The 25,785-nt window shown below is 31.9% G+C and carries 14 protein-coding genes and 6 pseudogenes; 15 read left to right on the forward strand and 5 right to left on the reverse strand.

Annotation, left to right across the window (positions count from 1 at the left end; translation table 11 throughout):
- Positions 1-581 precede the first annotated feature (581 nt).
- From AC22L0_RS26850 to AC22L0_RS26860, 3 genes are all read left to right on the forward strand, one after another.
- Positions 582-1,790, forward strand: a complete 1,209-nt coding sequence (locus AC22L0_RS26850) for a S1C family serine protease (protein ID WP_487272537.1) — start codon at positions 582-584, stop codon at positions 1,788-1,790.
- Between the two features lie 490 nt (positions 1,791-2,280).
- Entirely contained in the window at positions 2,281-3,702 is a 1,422-nt protein-coding gene (locus AC22L0_RS26855; RefSeq protein ID WP_487272538.1) for an ABC transporter permease, read from the forward strand.
- Between the two features lie 11 nt (positions 3,703-3,713).
- Positions 3,714-4,400: an ABC transporter ATP-binding protein gene (locus tag AC22L0_RS26860; protein WP_487272539.1), complete on the forward strand. Its 687-nt coding sequence runs from the start codon at positions 3,714-3,716 to the stop codon at positions 4,398-4,400.
- A 153-nt stretch (positions 4,401-4,553) separates the two neighbouring features.
- On the opposite strand, the pseudogene AC22L0_RS26865 reads toward AC22L0_RS26860, so the two are convergent.
- Positions 4,554-4,827 (reverse strand): annotated as a pseudogene (locus AC22L0_RS26865) (HU family DNA-binding protein).
- 84 nt (positions 4,828-4,911) lie between these two features.
- Here AC22L0_RS26865 and AC22L0_RS26870 point away from each other — a divergent pair.
- Positions 4,912-5,522: pseudogene (locus tag AC22L0_RS26870) on the forward strand (sensor histidine kinase); the annotation flags it as partial.
- Between the two features lie 404 nt (positions 5,523-5,926).
- Here the strand turns inward: AC22L0_RS26870 and blaIII are convergent.
- The gene (gene blaIII, locus AC22L0_RS26875; RefSeq protein WP_487272540.1) at positions 5,927-6,877 is read right to left on the reverse strand and encodes a class A beta-lactamase BlaIII; all 951 of its coding nucleotides are present in this window, start codon (positions 6,875-6,877) and stop codon (positions 5,927-5,929) included.
- Positions 6,878-8,174: 1,297 nt separating this feature from the next.
- On the opposite strand from blaIII, the gene AC22L0_RS26880 reads away from it, so the two are divergent.
- From AC22L0_RS26880 to AC22L0_RS26890, 3 genes and pseudogenes are all read left to right on the forward strand, one after another.
- Positions 8,175-9,176, forward strand: coding sequence for a VanZ family protein (locus AC22L0_RS26880; RefSeq protein WP_487272541.1), 1,002 nt, complete (start codon positions 8,175-8,177; stop codon positions 9,174-9,176).
- Positions 9,177-9,352: 176 nt separating this feature from the next.
- Positions 9,353-9,567 (forward strand): annotated as a pseudogene (locus AC22L0_RS26885) (ATP-binding cassette domain-containing protein); the annotation flags it as partial.
- Positions 9,568-10,160: 593 nt separating this feature from the next.
- Positions 10,161-12,119 (forward strand): FtsX-like permease family protein, encoded by a 1,959-nt coding sequence (locus AC22L0_RS26890; protein WP_139894940.1) that lies wholly within the window; start codon positions 10,161-10,163, stop codon positions 12,117-12,119.
- Positions 12,120-12,489: 370 nt separating this feature from the next.
- Here the strand turns inward: AC22L0_RS26890 and AC22L0_RS26895 are convergent.
- Positions 12,490-12,987, reverse strand: a pseudogene (locus AC22L0_RS26895) (RNA-guided endonuclease TnpB family protein); the annotation flags it as partial.
- Between the two features lie 983 nt (positions 12,988-13,970).
- Here AC22L0_RS26895 and AC22L0_RS26900 point away from each other — a divergent pair.
- The 6 genes and pseudogenes from AC22L0_RS26900 to AC22L0_RS26925 all read left to right on the forward strand — a co-directional run.
- Positions 13,971-14,117: pseudogene (locus AC22L0_RS26900) on the forward strand (carbohydrate-binding protein); the annotation flags it as partial.
- Positions 14,118-14,575: 458 nt separating this feature from the next.
- Positions 14,576-15,415, forward strand: coding sequence for a peptidylprolyl isomerase (locus AC22L0_RS26905; RefSeq protein WP_262314377.1), 840 nt, complete (start codon positions 14,576-14,578; stop codon positions 15,413-15,415).
- 1,383 nt (positions 15,416-16,798) lie between these two features.
- Positions 16,799-17,485, forward strand: coding sequence for a response regulator transcription factor (locus tag AC22L0_RS26910; protein ID WP_046954411.1), 687 nt, complete (start codon positions 16,799-16,801; stop codon positions 17,483-17,485).
- Positions 17,482-18,558, forward strand: a complete 1,077-nt coding sequence (locus AC22L0_RS26915; protein ID WP_487272542.1) for a HAMP domain-containing sensor histidine kinase — start codon at positions 17,482-17,484, stop codon at positions 18,556-18,558. The genes AC22L0_RS26910 and AC22L0_RS26915 overlap by 4 nt, the downstream gene beginning before the upstream one ends.
- Before the next feature lie 280 nt (positions 18,559-18,838).
- The gene (locus tag AC22L0_RS26920; protein ID WP_487272543.1) at positions 18,839-19,600 is read left to right on the forward strand and encodes an ABC transporter ATP-binding protein; all 762 of its coding nucleotides are present in this window, start codon (positions 18,839-18,841) and stop codon (positions 19,598-19,600) included.
- A gap of 16 nt (positions 19,601-19,616) precedes the next feature.
- Positions 19,617-21,449 (forward strand): FtsX-like permease family protein, encoded by a 1,833-nt coding sequence (locus AC22L0_RS26925; RefSeq protein WP_487272544.1) that lies wholly within the window; start codon positions 19,617-19,619, stop codon positions 21,447-21,449.
- 242 nt (positions 21,450-21,691) lie between these two features.
- On the opposite strand, the pseudogene AC22L0_RS26930 reads toward AC22L0_RS26925, so the two are convergent.
- Positions 21,692-22,153: pseudogene (locus AC22L0_RS26930) on the reverse strand (IS6 family transposase); the annotation flags it as partial.
- Positions 22,154-22,457: 304 nt separating this feature from the next.
- Between AC22L0_RS26930 and AC22L0_RS26935 the strand changes: the two are divergent.
- Both AC22L0_RS26935 and AC22L0_RS26940 read left to right on the forward strand, forming a co-directional pair.
- Entirely contained in the window at positions 22,458-22,991 is a 534-nt protein-coding gene (locus AC22L0_RS26935) for an RNA polymerase sigma factor (protein WP_139849782.1), read from the forward strand.
- Positions 22,981-23,811 (forward strand): anti-sigma factor, encoded by an 831-nt coding sequence (locus tag AC22L0_RS26940; RefSeq protein ID WP_087965887.1) that lies wholly within the window; start codon positions 22,981-22,983, stop codon positions 23,809-23,811. The genes AC22L0_RS26935 and AC22L0_RS26940 overlap by 11 nt, the downstream gene beginning before the upstream one ends.
- An 11-nt stretch (positions 23,812-23,822) precedes the next feature.
- On the opposite strand, the gene AC22L0_RS26945 is transcribed toward AC22L0_RS26940, so the two are convergent.
- Positions 23,823-25,583 (reverse strand): peptidoglycan D,D-transpeptidase FtsI family protein, encoded by a 1,761-nt coding sequence (locus AC22L0_RS26945; protein WP_139848384.1) that lies wholly within the window; start codon positions 25,581-25,583, stop codon positions 23,823-23,825.
- Positions 25,584-25,785 lie beyond the last annotated feature (202 nt).

Genomic DNA, 25,785 nt, shown 5'->3' on the forward strand with positions numbered 1-25,785 from the left:
CAAATTGATTCTTTTTTTTGTGCATTTAATAACGAGGTACTGAAAATCTTTACTATAACTCTAGATTAACTACATATAGAATACAGATTAGGTTTGTATGCTACATGTATCAAATAGAAAGGAATGATACATGATGTTGACGACTTACACAATCTATCAAATTTTATCCCTTCCTTCTTATTTACACACAAACCTATTACCATCCATTCTCACGAGAACGTTCGGCTCTAAGTTTATAATAAAAGAGTAAAGAACCTAATTGAGGTTATGATTCCTTCTTGCTGCTTTGTGCCAATATCCGTATAACATGCTATGTACATTGAATAATGGATTTGATGAGAGCCGAATAGGCTCTTTTTTTAGAGAACAGATCGAAGTAAGTTTGAATATCTTCATGTTAATATTTACAGAAAAATCAAAATATACAGTTACCTCTACAAAAAAATAGTTGATTTATGTCTAAACTATGCCTAAAGTTAACATTTTATTTTTGGGAAATGGTGACTCTTAAATATCATATCCATACATTGGAATTCAAATATAAAAATGAAAATACTCAAGTAGAATAAAAGGTGAAAGGAATGCTTACAATGGAACATTTTGATACAAATCAAACAGAAAACAATGGGAATAAAGCCTATAAAAAAACAGGTTATTTTTTTACCGGAATAATTGGTGCAATGATTGGTGCAATTACCATTGGATTGACCTCCCCTTATATAAATGAAAGTAAAGGAAGTGCAGGGCAATCTCCTAAACATAATGAAGTGAACCAGGCTACTCCTACCTCTCACAAACCAGAAGATGTGAGCAATCTTCAAAATATGATTGAATCTGCAAAAGAAGTTGTAGTAGGTGTCATTAACTATAAAAAAAATACAGATCCATTTAATACGCAAGCACAATCAGAAGAAGCTGGTTCAGGGTCAGGGGTCATATATAAAAAAACAGGTAATAAGGCTTTTATTGTTACAAATAATCATGTGATAGACGGTGCGAATAAAATAGAAGTGAAATTGAATAACGGTAAAAAGGTGACCGCTAAAGTAGTAGGAACAGATCCCTTATTAGATTTAGCTGTATTAGAAATTGACGGTACAGATGTAAATAGAGTCGCAACACTTGGAGACTCAGAAAAAATTCGTACAGGGGAAACTGTGATAGCCATTGGGAATCCATTAGGGCTAGAAGGGAGTGTAACAAAGGGGATTATTAGTAGCAAGGAACGAGAAATACCTGTTAGTACCCTTGGAAATCAACAAGTGGATTGGCAAGCACAGGTCATTCAAACAGATGCAGCTATTAATCCTGGGAATAGTGGAGGAGCTTTGTTTAATGAACAGGGTGAAGTCATTGGAATTAATTCGAGTAAAATCGCACAACAAGCAGTGGAAGGAATTGGATTTGCAATCCCGATTCATATAGCCAAAACAACCCTAGAGTCTCTTGAAAAAGAGGGAACAGTTAAACGCCCAATGATGGGTGTACAGTTATTGGATATTGAGAAAATAACAGATTCTGCACGTAATCAATTAAAATTACCAAAAGAGATAACAATTGGTGCCATGTTGGGGAATATCTCAAGTCAATCACCAGCAGAAAAAGGCGGATTACAACAGTATGATGTTGTGATTGCATTGGATGAACAAAAAATAGAAAATGTCGTTCAATTCCGTAAATATTTATATGAAAAGAAAAAATTGGGGGATACAATTAAAGTAACCGTTTATCGAAATGGTGAAAAACTAACAAAAAACGTGAAATTAACGGATCAAACACGTGCCGCTTAAAAATACAGCCACCTTTCGGTGGTTTTTTCTATTTTACTAGTTTTAATATGTGCTTTTTGTGTGAGTACTAGATATATCAGAGGTGGTACATGTGATGAAGCAAAAAGAATGCCCACATTGTTTTTCCATGCAAGAAGCTCATTTTCCAGCTACAGTTTCTCATCCTGTACAGTATGGGCCATATATTATATAAAAAGACTTATCCCGTATTTGTTTCCCATCCTTAAGTTAATCATTTGGTGACTGAATTTATTTATATGTACTATCATTCCGTTCATCCTCATTCCACATTAAATGGACTGACTCCTTACCATTATTCAAAATCGATTGCATATGCTAACTTGTGTTCCAACTTTTGTTGACCAGGTCAATGAATAACTCCAAATAAACTCCAGATAAACCCCTGATATCTTTAGATAAACTACTGAATATCTTCATATAAACTCTAGATAGCCTATATAGAATACAAGGTATCAAGGAGGTAGAAATAATGAATTTTATAAAACGAGCAATTCTCAGTATGAAACAACGAAAAGGAACAACATTTATTTTGATGGCAGTTTTCTTAATTGTTGTCAATTTAGTATTAGCAGGCTTCACAGTCCAAAACGCAACTCAAAAAGCAGCGGATGCTGCAAGAAAAAAATTGGGGGCAGAGGTTGATCTAGCTCCTGATGTAATGAAGCTACTAGAGAGTGGGCAGGGAGATAAATTTACTCCTCTTACTGACCAATTAGCCGGTAAATTAGCAAAATCAAAGTATGTTAAAAATTATAATTACTTGTTCACAAGTAATGGTACTCCCGATGGATTTAAACATATTGAACCAGCTAATAAAGAGAACAATTCTTCATTTACTAAGATGACAGGAGAAGGAGACATTCCGACCCTAAGTATATATGGTGTTAGAGAAATGAGTTTACTGGACACATTTAAAAGTGGAGAAAGTAAAATGGTGGATGGCAAACCAATTACAAAGGATGTAGTCGATAAAGATGTTGCTGTTATTGAAAAAAGATTAGCCGTTGAAAACAACCTAAAAGTCGGAGATAAAATTAAAGTAAAAGGAAGTGATTCCAAAACTACACTGGAATACGAGATTATTGGGATTTATGAAACAAGTCGAAAATTGGAAGGGATTTTAGCTAATTTGGGTGACGCTATGTTAGAACCAGCTAACAACATATATACTACCTATAAAGCCGCTCAAAAGAACGCGGGGGGAAAGAACGAGAAGGCAAAAGCAGGTAGTCCTGATGCTACTTCACTTCAAGCGGTATATTCTTTAAAAGACCCATTATTTATTGATGCATTTAAAGAAGAAGCAAAGAAATCAGGTCTTGATTTTGAAGTATTCAAGTTAGATGCACATGACGAAGTATATAAACAAATGGTTGGCCCAATTGAAAACATCGCCTCTACTTCACAAATGATTATCTATATTGTATCTATTGCGGGTGCTATTATCTTAGGATTAATCATTATGTTATCAATTAAAGGGCGTCGTAAGGAAATGGGTATCTTATTGTCCATCGGGGAGAAAAAATGGAAACTAATGGCCCAGTTAGTAGTAGAAGTAGTATGTGTTGCTGTATTAGCGTTTGGATTATCTGTCACAACAGGATCTAAAGTGTCCCAGTTAATAGGAAATAATTTACTCTCTAATGAAATTGCTACAGCAAGCGAAGAAAAAGATGAGTCAAAAAATGGGGTATCAATGATAGTTGAAGCTAATGGGAAGATGCCAAATGAAAAAGAAGATCCAATTGATAAAATTGATGTAAGTGTAACAGGAGAGGATTTAGGAAAAATGGGGGGAATTGGACTAGCTATTGCAATATTAGCAACGCTTCTTCCTGCATTATCTATTCTACGTTTAAATCCAAAACAAATTCTTTTAAAAGATGAATAAGGAGGTCCAATATGGAGACGATTTTACAATTTAAAAATTTAAATTATTATTATGAAAGTAACGGAAAAAAAGTAACGATACTAGATAATGTTAATTTTTCTTTTCAAAAAGGGCACTTTTACACGATTTTAGGACCATCTGGATCTGGTAAAACCACAACGCTTAGCTTAGGTTGTGGGCTAGATATACCTAAAAATGGTCATGTACTGTATAAAGGCAAGAACATTCGAAAAATTGGTTTGGATCGATACCGTAATCAATATGTATCCGTGATTTTCCAAGCATATAACTTAATTACCTATATGACTGCTCTTCAAAATGTACTAACAGCCATGGAAATTACAGGTGTGAAGGTACAGAATAAAAAAGCAAGAGCATTAGAATTATTAGAGAAGGTAGGACTTACAGAAGTAGAGGCGAAACGAAATGTCTTGCAACTAAGTGGCGGGCAACAACAACGTGTAGCAATTGCTCGAGCACTATCTTGCAATGTAGATTTACTGATTGCCGATGAACCAACAGGAAATCTTGATGAAGAAACAGCAAATGATATTATTGATTTATTTCAGGTGCTCGCCCATCAAGAGAATAAATGTGTAATTGTTGTGACGCATTCACAGGAAGTTGCAAAAAAATCGGATCGGGCTGTTTATTTAAGTAAGAAAAAATTAGCAGTAAAAGATGCGTCTAGCATCTAAAAAACAAATTCTATTATTAGAAGAGTTTGCAGGGTATGGAAATCGTGAAAATGATAAAAAACTAGTTAATTATTTTCCGAAAAAATATATGATTAATCTAAAAAGGAATGGAGATAAAAATCTCCATTCCTTTTTAGATAGATAATTTAATCCTTATTTAACAGCCTCTTTTAAAGCTTTCCCAGCTTTAAATGCAGGTACTTTTCCTCCTGGGATATGCATTTTTTCGCCCGTTTGGGGATTGCGCCTAGTACGTGCAGAACGCTCACGTACTTCAAATGTACCAAATCCAATTAACTTGTACGGATTCCTCTTTTTGAAGAGATTGTGTAATTTGATCTAGGATAGCTTGTACAGATGCGGTAGCATCTTTTTTAGTAAGTGATGTTTTCTCGGATACTTGGTTAATTAGTTCGGTTTTATTCATTATGAACCCCATTAAATAATATTTGTTAATTTAATTTTATAGTATAGTATGTTTTCAAGAAAGGGCAAATTTTATATAAATATAATATTAAAAAGTTGTATTTCTATTTTAAAAGATGGTGTTGCTGATCATAAGAGAGATTATTACTTTAAGGCAATGGAAAAAGAAGTAGATAAGATGGATATAATGATTATAGATATGCTTGAGTTAGCAAAGTTTGAGTCTGGTACGTATAAAATGCAGATGAATGTTTTTTATATTGATAATGCTATCCAGCATATATGTGAACAATTATCTTTGGAGATAGCAAAAAAGCAATTACATGTTCACACACATCTTTCTACGATGGAAGTCATTGCAAATCATCGTCTTATGGAACAAGTAATCTCAAACTTTATCACGAATGCTATTCGTTACACGCCAGAAAAATCCGACATTATTATTTCTACAATAGATGAGCTCTGTCGAATAAAAGTTTGTATTGAGAATAAAGGTGCCCATATTGAATAAGAGCAATTAGATAAGATTTGGGATCGTTTTACCGGGTTGATACAGCACGACAACGGTCGCAAGGGGGAACAGGACTTGGACTTGCCATTACAAAAAATATTTTAGAACTTCATGGAGCAGAGTATGGAGTATATAATATAGTTGATGGTGTGTTGTTTTATTTCTATTTACAAAAAAAGGTGTAGAATTTTGTTCTACACCTTTTTTCATTTATTATAATTATATTTTAACATTGTTCTTAATGCACAAAAAAATAGAAGAAACTTTTCTAAAATGGAAATATAGAGAAACACATTAAGCTAATGTTTCGAGAATCCTCTATAAAGAAACGTATAACTCTTCACAGTTATTTATGAGGCTTTGGCGTGTATTATTTTCGTCTGGGAACAATTAATTTCTTAAGTCAGTACGTATATGAGGTGCCCCCTATAAGAAAAATATCTGTCTAAATTGAAAAGTTTTTTAGTTGTAACGGTTAATTTTTTGAATTGCTTCCGTAACATTAAATGTTCAATTTTTGTAACATACCTAAAAAAACCGTCACAGTAATGTGACGGAAACATGGAAAATTATTAATGTATTACTATTATTATTTATTTGTAGCTTTTAAAATATTTAAAACGGTTTTGGTTGCATCTGCAATAAGTTTATCATCGTACTCAGCATCTTCTTTATCATGATTAGAGAGGATGGCAAGAACAATTGGTTTTTTATTTGGTGGCCAAATAACTGCAATATCATTCCTTGTTCCATAAGAACCTGCACCTGTTTTATCAGCTACTTCCCATCCTTTTGGTACGCCCGCACGAATTAATTTATCCCCAGTCGTATTTCTCTTCATCCAATCTACTAATAGTTCACGTTTCTCAGATGGTAGTACAGTTCCTAATGTAAAAGACTGAAGTGTCTTAGCGATTGCTTTTGGTGTACTCGTATCATGTGTTTCTCCTGGATTTACTTCATTTAATTCAGGTTCAAATCGCTCGGAATTAGTAACAGTATCACCAATTTCCCTCAAGATTTTTTCAAATGCAGATGGACCACCTAACTTTTTAAGAATTAAATTATGTGCTGTACTGTCACTATATCGAACAGAAGCATCTGCAAGTTCTTTTAATGTCATCCCTGTATCCACATGCTTTTCAGTAATTGGATTATAATTAGAAAGGTCTTCACGCGTATACGTAATCCTTTCATCAAGAGCTTCTATTGAGTTCTGACGTAAAAGAGCGCCCACTGCTAATGATTTAGATGTAGAGGCAAATGCAAAACGATCATCTGATCGATAAGAAACAGTTTGATTCGTACCAGTATCCAGTGCATAAATACCAAGCTTGGCATCATATTCTTTTTCAAGTTTAGCAAAAGAATTATCACCAGTATTTTCTTGTTTAATTGGATTTGTTTGTTTCGTTTGTTTAGGTGTTTCAGATGGAGTATTACTATTGGAACAGCCTATTAGTGTTACACATGAAAGTAATACAACAGATACAATCTTTTTGTAATGTGTAATGTTAAAGAACTTGCTTAATATGAACATAAATTTTCAACCTCTTTCAAGAATATATGGTTTTTTCCTAGGTTTTTCATACTGATGTAAGTAAAGAGAATATGGGGTAACAATACTTCTACAGCTAAAATTTTATAGCTTAAAGCACATGCAAGATGTTTATATGATTGATAAGCTATTGTTTAAGCTATTCCTTCTTCAATCTCACTTGCAATGCTTTACCTGTAAAAGGATTAAGCTTGTATCTCTTAAATACTCATCCTTCTTTTGCATCCTTTTCCTTTTCAAAATAAAAAGTCCTTTCATATTTCATATTTTTGTAATACTTAAAAATAGATTTCGAACGTGATTTATTATATCTGAATTGAACATCTAATTTTAGGAACACATTTAATAGACAATCTAAGTAATACAATTGTTCCACTTTAATTTGAGGAAGAACTTGATGTTTAAATAAAATGAAAGGAAATTTTTAGCCATTAGTTTACTTTCATAATATTGATTTTTATACGTGTTTGATAAAGAAGATACAATGAATTACTAATAAAAACTATAACGAAATCTAGTTCGTTATAGTAAAGTGCAAATGAAAATTCCCTCTTTGCTATCTCCCAAAAAAGAACCATTACTGATGATCTTATAGACTGTATTTTCAGAAACATTACAAGCGTGTAAGTAAAATGAAAGGAAATTCAATATGAGAAAGAAAATCTTACTACTATAATGAATAACAGAAACACTCATGAAAAAATGTGGTGCGAATCTAGGTGGTTTTTATGTCTTTTCATTAAGGTTTTGTCGCAGGAGCAGTACTGTATTATAATTCAATTGAAAAATTTGATGAAGTTATCACCTTTAGAAAAGATGATTCCGTTAAATATACATCAATTAGAGAGAACCACATAGATACCGGTATAATTCTGGATTAATATTTACTAGAGGTAACGATACATCGTTATTTTTATCTAGAATATTATTTAAACTACCCAACACGTAACCTAATGGACTGTTGGAGATAGGCGATTCCTGAGAACACCGATCTATCCACCAGTTATCTTAGCAGGCTCTACCTATAGTCCCTGTGGTGAGAACATAAGTATTTTGTACGTTGATTTACCCCAATTTCTACTTTAGCTTACTTGTCACAACTTTTACAAGCATGGAGCGATAGAACGTTGAAGAATGATTTGTACCAGTATATAGTGGCGAACAGATTGACTTAGGCCAACCGACATTCATCTTCAACCTAAAGTTAGTGTTGCACACCCTCACGTTTTTGAGGAAGGAGTCTTCTGTCGGAAAAAAATAAAAAACACAGAGGTGTAAAATGAACATTATTTCCGAACTATTTGTTAGTTTTGCAATTCCTACGATACAACTCACATTTTTGTTACTTCTCATAATTATTTTTAGCTATTTTGTAGTATACAAAAAGGTATGTAAAGGTGAAAAAAAGTTTACCGTACAACAAATTATATTATTGATATTAATAATAGGATATTATTCTCTTGCATTATCAGCTACTTCATTTGGTCGTTCAGATGATATGGCTTATGCAAGAACAATTGACTTTGATGTACTTAGTGTTTATAAAAAAGCATGGAATACCTTTTCATTTTCTTCTTTTTTCCATATCATTGTGAATATTGGTATGCTTTTTCCATTAGGAGTTTTATTACCTTTATTTAGTAATGTTTTTCAAAAAATAAAATGGATGTTAACCAGCGCAATTATAGCAAGTTTATTAATTGAAATACTTGAATTTATAATGCAACGTGGGAGTATGGAATTGGTTGATTTACTTCATAATATTTTAGGAATGATGCTAGGGTATTCTGTGTTAAACATAGTTCTTATATTGGTGAAGAAAAAAGAAAAGCATGTACAGATGATGAAATATTTATTCCTTCCCATTACAGTAATTCTCATCGCATTCGGAATAATTATTTTGTACCATATGAAAGAATTTGGAAATATGCCTATTGATCCCAATACAAAAATAGATATGTCTCACGTTACGATAAAAACATCAATAGAGTTAAAAGAAGAAGGGGAAAAAAAAACTGTTTACAAAGATTCCGTTACTAAAAAATCACCTGTTCGAGATGTCGAAATTCTTTCTCCAAAGGAAGCATTTCAAAAACTAAAACAAGGAGAATTTGAACCTATAGGATCTTTCAATGCAGGCGATACATTATTCATTACAAAATATAATATAGATTACTACACTGATACAAAAGGTTTCTCTCAACCTATATATGTCTTTGAGGTACATGTAAATGATAATGACAAAGATATTTGGTCTCAACCTATTTCCGCAAGGAAATAATATGAGGCTACTAATACTGGTTGTAATCCATGATACATGGGAAAGGCGGAGTCTGTTTTGAAGACTTCGCCTTTGTTTGTATAGTGCATGCAAGGGTAAGGAAACGATTCAAAGAGAAGGGGACAGCATCTATCAACTCTCATTTTTAATTGGTAAATTTGGAGGGAATTTATCCTATGAATATAGTAAAAAAAGTAAAAGATCTTAGTAAAGAATACACAGGTAAAGTTTCGCATACAGCACTTTTAAATGTAAATTTAACAATCATAGAAGAGAATTTGTTGGAATTATGGGCCTTTCTTGTAGTGGAAAAACAACGTTATTGAATATGATTTCTACTATTGATTTTCCAACATCAGGGAGTAAATTAATTAATAGTAAAAATCCGTATTAACTTTCTACCAATAATTAAGCTTTATTTCGCAGACACGGGTACGGCCAAGATACATGTAATTTTGAATATTATTCATACATTTTTTTTAAAACCCACTTGTGATTACGGATTTCTTTACCACTTTTCAACTTATTATCATACATCCTAATCATACAGTTGGAACAAAGTGTTTTCAGTAGCTAATAGATGGATGATTAGGGTGTACCCATAATAGACGAAACTGTATATATAAGCCAATCTCATGCATACATTAATAGTAAAAAGAGAAGATGGTTCTTCCGCTCGTATTAGATGACTTGAATGTGAAAAGAATAAATAAACGAGCATATGAAATATCAGGAGGACACGCATAGCGAACAGCGATTGTCTGTGCACTCATTCATTCTCCTAAATTGATTCTTACCGATGAGCTAACAGGGAATTTGGATACTAAACTCTCTCAAGATGTAATGGAGATATTAACACAATTAAATATAGAAGAAAAGGCAACAATGATGGACAGTTATATAATGAAATTTGCCACAATGACAATTGTCCATTACTTTATAAAAATATTATGGACAGTCTTTCTATGTTAGGAGGGAATAAAAATGACTTTTCGACAGCTAGCATTTAATAATATTATACGGAATAAACGAATATATCTTGGGTATTTTTTTAGTAGCATATTTGCGGTAATGATTTTCTTTACTTATGGTCTACTTTTCTTTCATCCAAATCTAAAAGGCGAACTGGCTCCTGTAAGTACCATAATGAGCACATTTGGAAAAATAGGATTTCAACTATCGTATTACTTAATTTTTGTTTTCTCTTTCTTATTTATTTTCTATTCTGTTAGCGCATTTTTAAAAAATAGAACAAAAGAGTTTGGATTATTAATGTTACATGGAATGTCTCATAAACAGTTTTATCGATTAATTTTTTTCGAAAACATGCTGATTGGAATCCCTTCAATACTAGTGGGTATTGGACTTGGGATGATTTTTTCTAAATTATTTTTACTAGTTAGTGGGTCTTTATTGGCAGTAGAGCATAGGTTACCATTTTATTTTCCATTAAAGGCTATTGGAGTAACAGCTCTGTCCTTTTTTATCTTATTTCTACTTATTTCTTTGTTTACATCAAAAATGGTGAAAATGAATGAGCTTGTAGAATTCATAAAATCAGAAGAAAAACCAAAACCTGAACCTGAAGTGTCTGCTGGGCTATCTTTGTTGGCTATAATCTTAATTGGAGCAGGCTACACTTCTGTTCACCACAGTATCGATGCAATCGCAATTAATTATATGAGTGGGAATGAAGTATTACTGATCGTTGGATCAGGGGTCACGCTTATTATATTCGGAACTTATATTTTCTTTCATCAATTTTGTATATATGTGATATACAATTTGAAAAATAGAGAAACTACATTCTTTAAAAGAACCAATCTCCTTGTTATTTCAGAATTAGCGTTCCGAATGAAAGATAATTCGAGAACGTTCTTTATGGTTACAATTATATCTGCGGTATCTTTTACAGCAATTGGAGCTTGTACAGCTATCGGAAATCCTGAATTAGCAAAAAAAGAGACCCCATTTGCATTTACCTATAGATCGGATTGGGGAAATCCACTAGAAGAATCGCATATTGAAGAGATAAAAAAACAATTAGAAGAATCTGGATTTTCTTATAAACTTGCAACAGCAAAATTTAAAATAACACAGAATGACATTAGATTAATTAATCTTTCTACGTATAATGAATACGCTAAAACACTAGGATATGAAATAGAAAAATTAACAAATGAAAATGAAAGTATCGTTTTACTACCAATGAAAAAACACAAAAGTGTAGAGGACCTAAAACCTTATGTGTTAAGGCATGGTGAACTAGAAGTACCAGTTACTGTTCAAAAAACATTAACTGTCCCAGAATTAAAAGAAATGCTTACTAAAACTGTTATTATCTCTGATGCTATTTACAATGAAGTCCTAAATATTAAAACTGTAGATGTTGGTATCTCGCAAGATTACACTATATACGGTTTTATTATAAAAAATTGGCCTGAAACAACTGCAGTTTCGAAAAATCTTATGAAATCTGTTGGTACGAAATTAGGCGATTCTTATACTTTTTCATCTTTGAGTTTGAAATGGCTTGAACTAAAACAACAAAATGGATTACTTTCTATTACAAGTATATTGGTGGGAGTTGTATTTTTCGCATTTGCAATAAGTTTTTTATATTTCCGTCTATTTACTGATTTAAAACGTGATCAAGAGCAGTATCAAATGATATCAAAATTAGGTTTAAGTCAAAAAGAGTTAAAGAAAATTATAACAACACAAATGATGATATTATTTTTCTTACCCATTGTAGTAGCTATGATTCACAGCAGTTTTGCATTTCTAACTTTGCATCAATTAGGACAAACCATAAGTAGGGAAATGTCCGTTATTCAAAGCTCAATTGTTGTATTAGTAAGTTTTTTTTGTATTCAATTTATTTACTTCCTTATTATTAGAAATTACTATATAAAACGCATATGCACAAAAATAAATTCATAAAAAAGATAACTAAAAAATTGAAGGTGCAGATGCACTAAATATGATTGAATCTGCATCTTTATTGGGGTACCGCAAAATCTTAGCTTGATAGCGATGTGGCGATACCCCACATCCATCAACTTAAGAATTCAGAATTACCCCAAAACGAAAAAAAGAGCTTTTTGTTACAAGTTAGCACAAAATTTCGTTCTGGGGGTACTATAAAATTTTAGCTTGTTAGTAATGTAAGGCTACCCTAATTCCTAATTAGTTATAATATAAGAAATTCTCTCTATTAGTATATATTTGTGTTTTCCAGTTGCAGAATCCTTATTATAAGGGTTCTTTTTTATATTAAAGGCCTACAAGCTCTCGATAAACTACCGATTATCTCCATTAACAATGACACAAAGTTTTTGCCAGAAGGGTTGCGTCTAACTGTAGTATTTACAATACGTCCCTTTATCTCACGACTTTTGGCAAATCGAACAAGACCTAGTTTTGGTAATTTTATTTTGTTTCCTACAACGGCAATGTTTTCATTTGTTTGTTTTGTGGTATAAGATTGTACGTTATTCTTTTTAGATTTGAAACGCGGGGCACTATTTTGTTTTTTGAAAAAGCGTGTATACGCATCCGCAAGGTTGCGAACAGACGACTGAATCGCAATACTATCCACTTCTTTTAGCCAAACAAACTTTTTCTTCATGGTAGGAAGTTTGGCAGAGCATGTACCATATGTTAAACCTTTCCCAGTTTCTTTGTATGCATGATCCCATAGGGATAGAAAATGATTGAATACAAAGCGAGAACAACCTATTGTTTTGCTGATTAAAATTGCTTGAGAGTGATTTGGATAGATACGAAACTTATAGGCTTTATTAATCATCTTTTGATTCACCTCCATTTCGGTATATGACTATTATATACCAAACGTACATTCGAAAGGTAGTGAAGTAATACTTTGTGTATGTCAAATAATTAAGGTGGCGCCCTGCCATCCCTTGTTCAAAGCCAATTCATCTCCCACCTACTCACTGGGCTGTGACCCTTCACGCTCCTTGAGGAAGGAGTCTTCTTGGCTAAAATGATAAAAGAAAACTGTATAAGTTGAGGGAATAAAGATTCAACACCACTGATTATCAATAATTGAAGTGTTAATGATTATATTAAAAAAGAACCTTCAATAGGTTCTTTTTTATAGTTGGTAAATATGTTATCAACAATAGATGGTAATAAAGATAGAAATCTAGACACTTTTTATTAATGGGCTAAGTTTTCTTAGGAAGAAATCTATTTCTCATGACTGATCGCTAGATATAATAGGATATATCATTTATTAATTTGGGTGGGTGATTTAGCTTTTTGAGTTTACCACAATTAAATTTAAATTTTGTTTAGGGACAAAATGTTAAAGTTATAAATTCTGAATTAACAGAAAATTAATGTGGTAAAAATCCTATTAAATCTTTTATCAGGTAACTCATATTTCTTTGGCCTTATTTTCATGGTATTACCGAACGTTTATATGTCTCTAAGGGAAAGAAATACTTTAATTTTTATTACCATCTAATGTTTGATTAAGATGGTAACATGAAAATAAAACGTTTACAACTAAAAAATATAAAAATTCGACTTTTTTCGACATTTCTACTATGAGAGAAAGAATCTAAATTAAGTAAATCTTATATTTTGAGGGGATATTTACCTTATACATAAAGGTAAAAACATTTGCAAATGTTTCACGAGTAATTAAAAACGTCAAATATAAAATTATATTGTGACAATTTTAAACGAACATACTTTGTAATTCATACTTAGATTAATAAATTAAATACGTTATATTTAATAGAGTATAATAAATGATCTTTTAAGATGGATCCGAGGAAAGCATATACAAAAGGGGATAGAGTAGAGTATCAAGGGAAAATCTATGAAGCTGTTCAAAGTTACCAAGGAAATGGAGATTCGAATTGGATATTCTCGTTATCCTTATGGAAAACAATTTCAATAAGTTGAAGATATCGTCTGATATAAATATAGTCTATTTGAGGGAATAATTATTTCATAACTAGCTAAATAAATTTCACCTTCTTTTTATGTAGTAATAAATTACTTAACTTGATGATGGGAGAAATCAAGGGATATTTAGAAATATATTACAAATGGTCAAGTACACGAACTAGACGTCTTATTATTTCCGCAGACTGATCGACTTTTTTCTTCTTTTGTAATCCATGCTTGTTCAAAAAAAGATTGGCTATTTCAGATTCCAACCAACCAAAAATATGATAACATCTTTCATTCCAGCCATTAGCTTATGCTTAAAAGCGAATTGAAAATCTTTGTTTTTAGTGAATATATATTACATTTTCAATGAAAATATACAAAATCTATTTCTTATAAAAATTTTGTTTTATTAAGGAAATAAAATATACTAGACTATAAATCAATTTAGTAGAATGGGGTATAAAACATTGAATAAACGACATATTTTTATAGGTGCTGCAATGAGCAGTATTTTATTATTATCTGCATGTGGTAATTCTGATAATCTTGTTACATCGAAATCAGGAAATTTGACACAAGAAGAATTTAATAAAAAGTTAAAAGAAACAGCAGGAAAACCTGTTTTACAACAAGTAATGTTAGACAAGATTTTATTAGATAAATATAAAGTTTCAGATGATGAAGCAAAGAAAAAAGTTGAAGAATTAAAAAAACAAATGGGCGATAATTTTAAAGCCTATTTAACACAAGCTGGTGCTAAAGATGAAGATGATCTTAAAACGAAAATAAAAACGCAAATAGCTTTTGAAAAAGCTGTTAAAGCTTCAGTTACGGAAAAAGAAATGAAAGATTACTATAAACCAAAATTAAAGGCAAGTCATATTTTAGTAAAAGATGAAAAAACGGCGAAAGAAATAAAAGAAAAATTAAATAATGGAGAAGATTTTGCAGCATTAGCAAAACAATATTCAGAAGATCCTGGTTCAAAAGAAAAAGGTGGAGAATTGCCTGAGTTTGGTCCAGGTGAAATGGATTCTAAATTTGAAGAAGGTGCTTATAAATTAGAAGCTGGACAAGTAAGTGATCCAATAAAATCTTCTCATGGTTACCATATTATTAAATTAACAGAGAAAAAAGAGTTAAAACCTTTTGATCAAGAAAAAGATAATATTCGTAAGGAACTAGAACAGAAGCGTTCACAAGATCAACAATGGCAACAACAATTCTTTAAAGATTTATTCAAGAAAGCAGATATAAAAATAACAGATAAGGATTTAAAAGATACTTTTAAAGAATTTGAAAAATAAAGCTATGTACAAAAAAAATAACCCCTAGGGGTTATTTTTTTTGTACATAGCTTTAAACTAATGAAATAAAATCTACTTACTTGCCTTAAAAATAAGTAGGGTGTTCATTTCATTTTTATTATATCATCTTATATCTTAATTATTTCTTTTTATAAAAACTAACTATGTTATTGTCATATTTATGTTAAATAAGGACTCCCGCCAGATTGTTATCAATCTAAAATTATGAAGTATCCCCATTATGAAAATTTTATATTTTCGCAGCTAAAGGACAAATAAAAAAGGTCCTTAACAATTTATTAAGGAATGCGGAATAACACCGCAATTTAGGTTGGAACCCAATCAGTTTGTAGAAAATAAATCGCGATTATGATAGCAATTGTATTCCCAAAAGCAATGTTTCAAATGAATTTTAGCATATCTGTAACTATATTAGTATCAACAAAATATGGATTGGATTACAAATAGTGGGTTTTAATATTTGAAAATTTTTATAATTTATAAATATAAATATATAGTTTTTTGTAAGAGCGCTATATTCTTCGCTATTTACCTATGTATACATTTTCAATAATTTATTATAATATTTATATTGATTTAAAATATTTTTCTCGAAATATTAGATTAGGATTTTTAGGGGTTTAAAATATTTGGTTATCCCTCTTTTTAATTAAATTTTCAAACATCAAAAGTCTGTATGGTGAAATTTGTTATATAATGAAATTAAGGCATATAGATGGTACACCCGTTGCGAGTAATGAGATAGTTTAATTCCCCTTTTATACATTATCTGAAAAAGGACTTGTAGGGATTCCTACAAGTTCTTTTTGTTCTTCGGATTGACAAATAGTAAGTGTTATTGGGGGGCAGCTAACATTTTAAGAGTCTTCATATATTCCTATGAAAAAATGCTGTAGAAAGCTTAAGAATTCTTAAGAATTTTTGCCCTTTTTTTTTAAGGTTTGGACTCTAGAGTATAATTATGAGTTCAAACCTGTGGGATGATTAGGTATGAAAACAATTCACTTTCTTATTTTTGTATATAATGCACTAAAAATCAATTGGTACAGCCATTCCAAGTTCAAGGTTTCTTGGAGACAAAATAATTCAAGGAATTGATTTGAAGAAAGTAAATTCCAATGTCAAATATGGACTGAGTACAGGTGTATTCACAGAAAAACTAATTAAAAGAAAAAGGAAGCTTATTTATTGTAAATGGATTAGTAGTAAATATTGAACAATATATTAGGGAGAACGATATTACGAATATACATTATGTTATTTTTTGTCTTTCGTTTGCAAGCTTAAGAAAAAAGAAGATACAAATGTCTCACCTGCTTATGTCTTTAGCTGTTTAATGCGAGAAAAATATGGAGGAATCATATGGAGTCAAAAATTCTTATTGTCGATGATGATAAAGAGATTAGAAATCTTATCTCTGTTTATTTGGAAAATGAAGGTCTGAAAACTCAAAAAGCTGAAGATGCTATAGAAGCTTTACAGCTGTTAGAAGAAAAGGAATTTGATTTGATTATTTTAGATATTATGATGCCGAATATGGATGGTATTGAAGCGTGTATGAAGATTAGGGAAGACCGCAATATACCTATCATCATGCTATCTGCAAAATCTGAGGATATAGACAAAATTCAGGGTCTAGCCTCTGGTGCAGACGATTATTTATCAAAGCCGTTTAACCCACTAGAATTAATCGCTAGGGTAAAATCCCAATTAAGAAGATTTAAAAAATACAATACGTCCATAGAACATAGTAAAAGTATTCTAGAAATTGGTGACTTAACCGTGAATACAGATACTCGTCAAGTATGGGTAAGGGGAATAGAAACAAGGTTAACTCCAAAAGAGTTTGCTATTCTCGAACTACTTGCCCGCAACAAAGGGGTTGTCCTGAGCGTTGCGAAAATATATGAAGCAGTTTGGAAAGAGGTTTTTTATAAATCAGATAATACAGTTATGGTCCATATTACAAAAATAAGAGACAAAATTGAAGAGGATTCTAAACATCCCATTTATATTAAAACTGTTTGGGGAATTGGGTATAAAATATGAAGAGGGTTAGCTTTAGAAATAAAATAATTATAAAACTTCTGGGTGCTGTTGCAGTTAGTTTTTTTGTTGCGTTTGGTTTAACAATCCTTATGGTGCTATTCGTCATAGATCCATTATTTAAAAAACACGAAGATTTTGGTATGTTTGAACTCAATTTATCATTGGTATTCTTATTCTCGTTCGCAATTTTTAACTTTATAGTAATTTTTTTGATATTGGTTCGAAAGAAAATAGCATTTTTGAAGCTCATTTCGGAAAATGTGAATGATATTGCAAATGGAAAACTGGGTTTGACAATTGGGATTAAGGGGAAGGACGAATTGACCCAACTTGCTCAAAATATAAATTATATGTCTAAGGAATTGGAGCATACATTTGAACAAGAAAGGCGATTGGAACGTACAAAGAATGAACTTATAACCAATGTATCTCATGACTTACGCACCCCGTTAACATCTATTATTGGCTATATAGATTTATTAAAAAGAGGGCAATACAACAGTAACACACAATTACAGGAATACCTTGAAACCACGTATTCAAAGTCACAGAGACTGAAATATTTAATTGATGAGCTGTTTGATTATACTCGTTTATCGGGCATAGATGTTAAGTTAAACCTTAATGAAGTTGATTTATCAGGTTTGTTGGAGCAAATAATTGGAGAATACATTCCTATATTTGAAAAGGAAAGTTTAATTGTTCAAAAATCAATCACGGAAGAAACAATACCTATTTTCATAGATGTAGAAAAAATGGTACGTGTATATGACAATCTGTTTATGAATGTGATAAAGTACAGCATGAAACCATCCGAATTATCCGTATGTCTTGAACTAATAGGTAACAAAGCAATTTTGAGAGTATCAAATAAAGTCGAGAAGCCGCCTGTTAGCGATCCAAATAAATTGTTTGAAAGGTTTTTCAGGGGGGATAAGGCAAGAAAAGATGATCAAGGAAATGGACTGGGACTTGCTATTTCAAAAAGAATTGTTGAACTTCATCATGGTAATATACATGCAGAATATAAAGACGGCTGGATGTCCTTTATTGTTGAACATCCAATCAAATAGACTGGCTTATGGAATTACAGGTTCCATAAGCTTTTTTTAAACTTAAGAATTCTTAAGGATTTTACGGGGTTTTTCCTAATTTTCATAGTTTATCATGTATGTATTCAAAGCGATGAGGAGAGAGGAGAAATTAAAGAGAAAATTTTCTTTACAGCTTTCAAGTAGATACATAGTGACAATCTCATGAAAAAAGTAGATGTAACATGACTATTTTGTTAGTAGCAAATAAGAATAGCAACTTATTTTAAAGAAATGAAAAAACAAACGTAGGAGGATATATATGACGAAACCAGTTGTAGTCGTGAAAAACGTCCAAAAAGTGTACGGTAAACAAAGTGAGAACCAATCACACGCGTTAAAAGGTGTTTCATTCTCAATTCAAGAGGGTGAGTTTGTCGGGATTATGGGGCCATCTGGTTCTGGTAAAACGACATTATTAAATGTAATTTCAACGCTAGATAAAGCAACGGGCGGCGTTGTTGAAATTGCAGGAACAGATATTACGACAATGAAACAAGGTGAGCTTTCTGATTTCCGTTCACAAAAGTTAGGATTCATTTTCCAAGACTTTAACTTATTGGAGAACTTATCTATTTATGAAAATATTGCACTTCCGCTTTCTCTTCAAGGCGTTCCATCACATAATATTGGACCGAAAGTAGAAAAAGTAGCGGATATGTTAGGGATTACAGAAATCCTTCAAAAGTATCCATCGGAAGTATCTGGTGGACAGAAACAACGTTCCGCAGCAGCGCGCGCATTAGTTCATGAACCAGCAATTATTTTAGGGGACGAGCCAACAGGAGCGCTTGATTCTAAAAATGCAACGAGTTTACTTGATGCGATGACGAACTTAAATAAAGAACAAGGTGTATCTATTATGATGGTTACGCACGATCCGTACAGTGCAAGTTACTGTCAGCGTATTTTATTCATTCAAGATGGTGAGCTATATAAAGAAATTCACCGTGGTGGTTCACGTGAAGAGTTCTATAAAGAAATTTTAGACGTGCTTGCAGACTTAGGGACACAAAAAGCGTAAGAGAGAGGGTTCATGTATGTTATTTAAACTTTCCATGTCAGGGCTAAAAAGCAAGTTACAAGATTACATTGTCTTACTTGTTGGTCTTATCGTATCTATTTCTACTTTTTATATGTTTCAAACGCTATCATTAAATAAAACGTTTCTTGAATCTAGCTCTTCTATTCGGGATATTGTATCTATATTCCACATTGGTTCCTTTCTGTTAGCAATTATAACATTTTTCTACATTTTATATGCAAACTCTTTCTTAGTATCTCTTCGCCAAAAAGAGTTTGGTATGTATATGATGTTAGGAGCAAAAAAGCATAAAGTTACACTACTTATGTTTATTGAAACAATCGTATTAGGTGCAGCGTCTCTTGCGATTGGAATTACAGTTGGTGTAGGACTTGCAGAAGGTATCGGACAGTTACTAATGAAGCAATTGGAATTTCCTGGTGAGGGTTATCAAGCATTTTATATTCCATCTATAACTGTTACGGGCATCTTCTTCTTTGCATTATTTGTACTATCAGCAATTATGAGTAGTATTAAATTAGTACGTTTTTCCGTATTACAACTTGTACATGCAGATGCACAAACAGAACGTGTCGCGGTAAAAGGAAAAATGACAGTTGTAGTTGCATTCCTTGGTTTAATTTTGTTAGGTATTGGTTATGCATCACTGACCTATATTCCACAAGCGGGAATGGCTGCTCTCGGATTAATGGCCCTTGGATTGACCACAGCAACCTTTGGTACTTACCTTTTATTTGGATCACTTCTCCCAGTTATGATTAACAAGTTAAAGAGTAATAAAAAACGTAGTGAGAAAGGCCTCAATGCTTTTACTTTTGCACAATTAAATTTTCGTATGAATAGCCTAGCAAATGTGCTTGCCACGGTAGCAATGTTAGTGGCCCTTGGAGCTGGTGGGATTTCTGGTGGTATGGCATTTAAAAACAACGTAATAAAAATGGTTAATGGTAGTGAAATTTACGATTCAGTCGTTCATAATCCAACAACTGAAGAAAAGAAAATTTTGAATACCATCTTATTTACAGAGAAGCTTGAATATCATTACAAAATAGTTGGTCAGTCTATTTACTATTTAAAAGAGGATTTAGAGAAAAATCGTCCTTTAGTATTGAAAAATAGGAATGAGAGAGCAGAGTTTGGGAAAACAAAGAGAGTTTCAGAAGAGTTGCCAATTGGTGCAAACGTGAAGAAGTCACCGCAACAATGGAGTGAAGCTTTCGAAATAATCCAGCCATATTATATGTATCCTGATCATGAAATAAAAATTGTAGACAAAAACATGTACCATAGTATAGAGGGTCTCGAAAGTACTGTGTTTATTGGGAAAACAGATAATTTTAAATTATACTTAAAGGAATGGAAACAACTTGACGAATTACAGTTAACTAAATATACAAGTATGAAACCTGAAGAACTGAAGAGTAAATATCGAATGTATGATTCTTATCATGGCATGTTCAGTGGATTGATGTTCATGGGCTTCTTCGTCGGAATTGCGTACTTAGCAATGATGGCAAGTTGCCTTATGTTTAAAGTTTTATCTGGTGCATCCAAAGATTGTACGCGTTATCAAATGCTTCGTAAAATCGGTGTTCGCCGAGAGTTATTAACACAATCGATTTATAAGGAGTTATTCTTCGTGTTCTTAGTCCCAGCAATTGTTGGCATTGTTCATGTATTAGTTGGTATGAACATGTTCGGAGCCATTTTGATTGATCCATATTTTCGTATTTGGTTACCAATCTTGATATTCACAATTATCTATTCAATCTATTATCTTATTACAGTTCAATTGTATAAAGGAATTGTTCTTCCTGAAAAAAGGTAATAAGAATATGATATTTTACTGTATATGCTTAATATGTAAGTAGGGATATCTATTATAGTTAGCTATCCTTTAGCTAACAAGATAGCTAGGTTGGATTAATTTAATTTTTTCAATATGAATAATAGAGAAAGAGAACATAATTTAATTTATGTTCTCTTTCTCTATCTAGATCCTTATAAAATAAATATATGTTGTTGCTGATAAAACTTACCCACAGCCATTTATTTTGGAAAATAGTAACAATATGATCTATTTTTACGTGTATCGAGCCCCAACATAGAAAGGATACGCTTCTTTATAAAGCGATGATCTTGTTCTACCATATTATTTAAGTACTTTTGTTGTTTAAGTTGCATACCGTCAGGTATGCTTTTTTCTTTTTTCAACCGTTCAATTGCTATAGGATAGGCCGGATTCTTATTGACCGTTATCACACGTGGCTTTGGAACATGAAAAGATCGAAAAGCTTTCTTGAAAAAGTGCTTTGCAGCCTTTTGGTCTCTTGTTTTGCTTAGACAAAAATCGATTGTGTTTCCTTTCGAATCAACAGCACGGTACAGGTACAGCCATTGTCCTTTAACTTTTATATATGTTTTATCAACTTTACAAGAATTATTGGTTTGCTTCAGATCATGACGAATTCGTTTGTCCGATTCAGGACCATACTGATGAAAACAACGCATAATCATGGGATGAGAAATGGTAGCGTCTTTTTTCTTATCTTTCTATGCAATCATAAATCATTTATCTCGAAAAAGTGAGTGGGGAAGAGAGAGAATGAAAATCATAACGCGTCAGCTTATTTCAATGATATTCTTGTCTTTAATTAAATTAGTCTTTATATCTATTCATAGTGTGTACTTTATACTGTCCATTGGCGTTAATTACAATGGTAATATAAAAAAATAAACTATGGAACAAATGAGACTTGTATCATGTCTATATATTGAAACCATATTAAAAGTGAGGGCAGTTTTATGTTTATTCAAATAAATTTGAGGTGTGGAAATGGAACAGAAGTTTATTAAAAAATGTAATCATGATGAGCTGGACTATGTTATAAAAGACTATTGGCAAGATGTATGGAATTATTCATTTATTATTACGAAAGATCCACACTTATCAGATGACATCACACAAGATGTCTTTATAAAGGTTTTTAAACATTGGCGTTCGTTTCGAAAGGAGTCATCTATTAAAACGTGGATATTAAAAATTACAAGAAATACGGCAATAAACTATTTGAAATCCTCTTATTTTAAAAGGATATCTTTAGTGGGATTTTTTAGTGACGATAAGCAATCTCCATCGGCAGAAAGAGAATTTTTTAATCAAGAGGAAATGAATGAAGTGTGGGATGTTGTATTAAAATTACCTAAAAAACATCGTGAAATAATTATATTGGACGCGAAATATGAATTATCTTATGAAGAAATGGCTGAAACATTAGATGTATCAATTGGAACAGTCAAATCTAGATTAAGCCGAGCGAGAAGTAAGGTTTCAAAACTAATAGGGGAGGATAGAAGTGATGAACAGTAAAAAAAATCCTGATTGGTATAGCAAATTAAAAAACGGTCCAATGGAGAATCGTAAAGATGAAGAAGAATTTATTTATAAAATAAAGCAATCGATAGCCCAAAATAGTGAAGTAGATTCTGAAACATTTAAGAGACCATTTCGTAAAAAAGTATTGCCTATTGTAGTTGTTTTGGTTTGTACAATGTTATTTTTTATTGTTCAACAACCTTGGTTTGATGATAATAAATCACCGGTACAAAGTAGTACTCAAATTAAGTCGAAAACAAAAGATGAATCTGATCAAGATCCCTCACTAAAACAATTTATGTATGACTTATCTCGAAGTACAAATTCAAAAAATGAAAATGACCTGTATAGAGCGTTAAATGATGAAGTTCTATTTAAAGGGAAGAGTTATAAGAAGGATGAACTGAAGTTTGATGATGATATTTTTCATGAGTTGCAAGTCGCTCTTACAATGGGGGGAGAATTTGTGAATGATACGAAGAAAGTTTACAAAGTGCCAAGTGGATCGACAGAAAGTAATCAATCAAATCAAGCACACTTTATATATGCAACTGTTACTGGAAACAAAACGAAAATTTTAGCTGAACCAAAACTAGAATCACAAGTTTTGTATGAAGTATCTAATGATATGGTAAAAGCTTGGATCCCGGAAAAATTGCAAAATAATGGATATATAAAAATATCGACTATTAACGGTGATACTACTGGATATGTACAAAAAAAGTATGTTTTAACTGATATTAAATATTCTTTCATGTTCGAAAAGAATCATGAAGGTATATGGAAAATAACGAATATAGAATCTATATGGTAAAAGAGGAAGGTTCACTTTAATGAACCTTCCTCTTTATTTTTATTCTCTTTTTGAAGAGTATCCCAGGAATCTAAAATTTCTGCTGTAACAAGAGCGGCACTATTCTTTTCTGAATTACCACCAGGAATAACAACAGAAATGGCGATTTGTGGATCTTTGGCAGGAGCATATGCAATGAAAAGAGAATGATTTATTATTCTTTCTTGCTCATTCGGAGAACCTGTACTACCCGTTTTACCTGCGACATGAAAGGGTAAATTTTTAATCTCCTCTATATTTTGACTCATTCCACCTTGTACGACACTCCAAAATTCTATAGGATAACGATTTGAACTTTCTAAAATTGGTTTAAACTTTTTTGTTTCCTTACTGTCCTGACCAATAATAGCACTTACGATTTGAGGTTTATATTTATCACCTTTACTTGCCAAAGTTGCTGCATATTGAGCGAGTTGAAGAGGGGTATGCACTTCATTTCCTCCCCAAGAGGCATTTAATAAAGCGGAGATTCCATTTTCAAACTTATTAGATGGATGAAATTCATATTTTCCGTCTTCTTCAAAGGGTAAATCAATCCCGGTTTTAGAACGTAGGCCGAATTGCATTAAATAATCTGTCCATATATTTGCTACTTTTTCTATATTCCCATTATTTTGGTTGAATAAGGGCAGCGCTACTTTTGCTGTCATAAATGTGTTAGATGAATTAATGATAGCCTGCCTCGGTGTAATCTCCCCTGTTGGCGTTCCAGGTGCATTCGTAATGTTATTTTGATTATCATACTGAAAAGTACCTTTATCTAAATAAGTATCTTCGGGTTGGAAAAGCTTTTCGTTTAATCCAATTAAAATAGTGAGTGGTTTTATAGTAGAAGCCATATTTACATAAGATTCACCATACTTTAATTGTTGAATTGCTTTATTTTGCGAAAGAGATTTAATGTTTTCTTTTCTGGAAGATACATTTGTATTTAACATATTTGGATCAAAAGCTGCCGAGTTGGCCATAGTTAAAATCGCGCCAGTTTTTGCATCGCTCACTACAGCATAACCAGCTTTAGCATCAGGTGTTTTCTTAATTTGAGATCTTAATGCTTCTTCTGCCTTTTGCTGCAACTCAGAGTCTAAAGCTAGCCGTACATCTTTACCTTTTTGTACTTTTTGAATGTTCCATAAGAACTTTTTATTATTCAATTTAAAAATAAGAGTTTTACCTGGTTTTCCTTTTAAATCATTTTCACATTGCAGCTCAATGCCGCTTTTTCCAACAGCAATATGCTTTGAATTAAGGTCATTTTCTACATACCCAATTACTTGTGAACCAATTTCGTGTTTAGGATAATATCGAACCCATTCATCTTTAATTATTACATTATGGGGTTTGTTTTTGTTTATGAATGCAAGTTCATTCTCAGTTATATCAGAGTATAACGGTATATCATTCATAGTCTGCTTTTTACAAGATTGTTGTAATTGAGATTTTATGTTCTCTGTAGAAATATCATGTTGAAACTCACTTGAAAATTGATTGAAAAAAGCTAGTGTGTTTGATGTATCTTGTTTCGATAGCCTTTCATCATTAGAAGTGCAATATAGAGACTTAACTTTCTTATTTGTAGCTAGTATTACACCATTTTTATCAAAAATCTTTCCTCTTTCAGCTGAAGAAGTTGCGATAGTAATTGAAATGAAGTTGATTTTTAATAAAATTAGTAAAATCAAACCTACAATAGAAAGAACCGCAAAAAATCTCCATCTTTTTGTATGTAACATATAACCCTCCCTTATGTAGCCTATTTCATCTTATATTTAATTATTTTTTTTGTAAATGTGGAACAACTTTATTGTTTAGGTTGTCTATTAAATATTACAGCATAAAGAAAGGCATAATCAGTATGAAACGTTATTAACAAGTCTATTTGTAAGTTTAACATGTGTCATTATACAGTTGAGCATTTCTAATGTAAGCAACCAA

Source organism: Bacillus sp. LQ01, assembly GCF_057624735.1.

Excerpts from the sequence above, each read along its gene's own strand:
- AC22L0_RS26850 (WP_487272537.1), top strand. The coding sequence starts at position 582 with ATGCTTACAATGGAACATTTTGATACAAATCAAACAGAAAACAATGGG.
- AC22L0_RS26855 (WP_487272538.1), top strand. The coding sequence starts at position 2,281 with ATGAATTTTATAAAACGAGCAATTCTCAGTATGAAACAACGAAAAGGA.
- AC22L0_RS26860 (WP_487272539.1), top strand. The coding sequence starts at position 3,714 with ATGGAGACGATTTTACAATTTAAAAATTTAAATTATTATTATGAAAGT.
- blaIII (WP_487272540.1), bottom strand. The coding sequence starts at position 6,877 with ATGTTCATATTAAGCAAGTTCTTTAACATTACACATTACAAAAAGATT.
- AC22L0_RS26880 (WP_487272541.1), top strand. The coding sequence starts at position 8,175 with ATGAACATTATTTCCGAACTATTTGTTAGTTTTGCAATTCCTACGATA.
- AC22L0_RS26890 (WP_139894940.1), top strand. The coding sequence starts at position 10,161 with ATGACTTTTCGACAGCTAGCATTTAATAATATTATACGGAATAAACGA.
- AC22L0_RS26910 (WP_046954411.1), top strand. The coding sequence starts at position 16,799 with ATGGAGTCAAAAATTCTTATTGTCGATGATGATAAAGAGATTAGAAAT.
- AC22L0_RS26915 (WP_487272542.1), top strand. The coding sequence starts at position 17,482 with ATGAAGAGGGTTAGCTTTAGAAATAAAATAATTATAAAACTTCTGGGT.
- AC22L0_RS26920 (WP_487272543.1), top strand. The coding sequence starts at position 18,839 with ATGACGAAACCAGTTGTAGTCGTGAAAAACGTCCAAAAAGTGTACGGT.
- AC22L0_RS26925 (WP_487272544.1), top strand. The coding sequence starts at position 19,617 with ATGTTATTTAAACTTTCCATGTCAGGGCTAAAAAGCAAGTTACAAGAT.
- AC22L0_RS26935 (WP_139849782.1), top strand. The coding sequence starts at position 22,458 with ATGGAACAGAAGTTTATTAAAAAATGTAATCATGATGAGCTGGACTAT.
- AC22L0_RS26940 (WP_087965887.1), top strand. The coding sequence starts at position 22,981 with ATGAACAGTAAAAAAAATCCTGATTGGTATAGCAAATTAAAAAACGGT.
- AC22L0_RS26945 (WP_139848384.1), bottom strand. The coding sequence starts at position 25,583 with ATGTTACATACAAAAAGATGGAGATTTTTTGCGGTTCTTTCTATTGTA.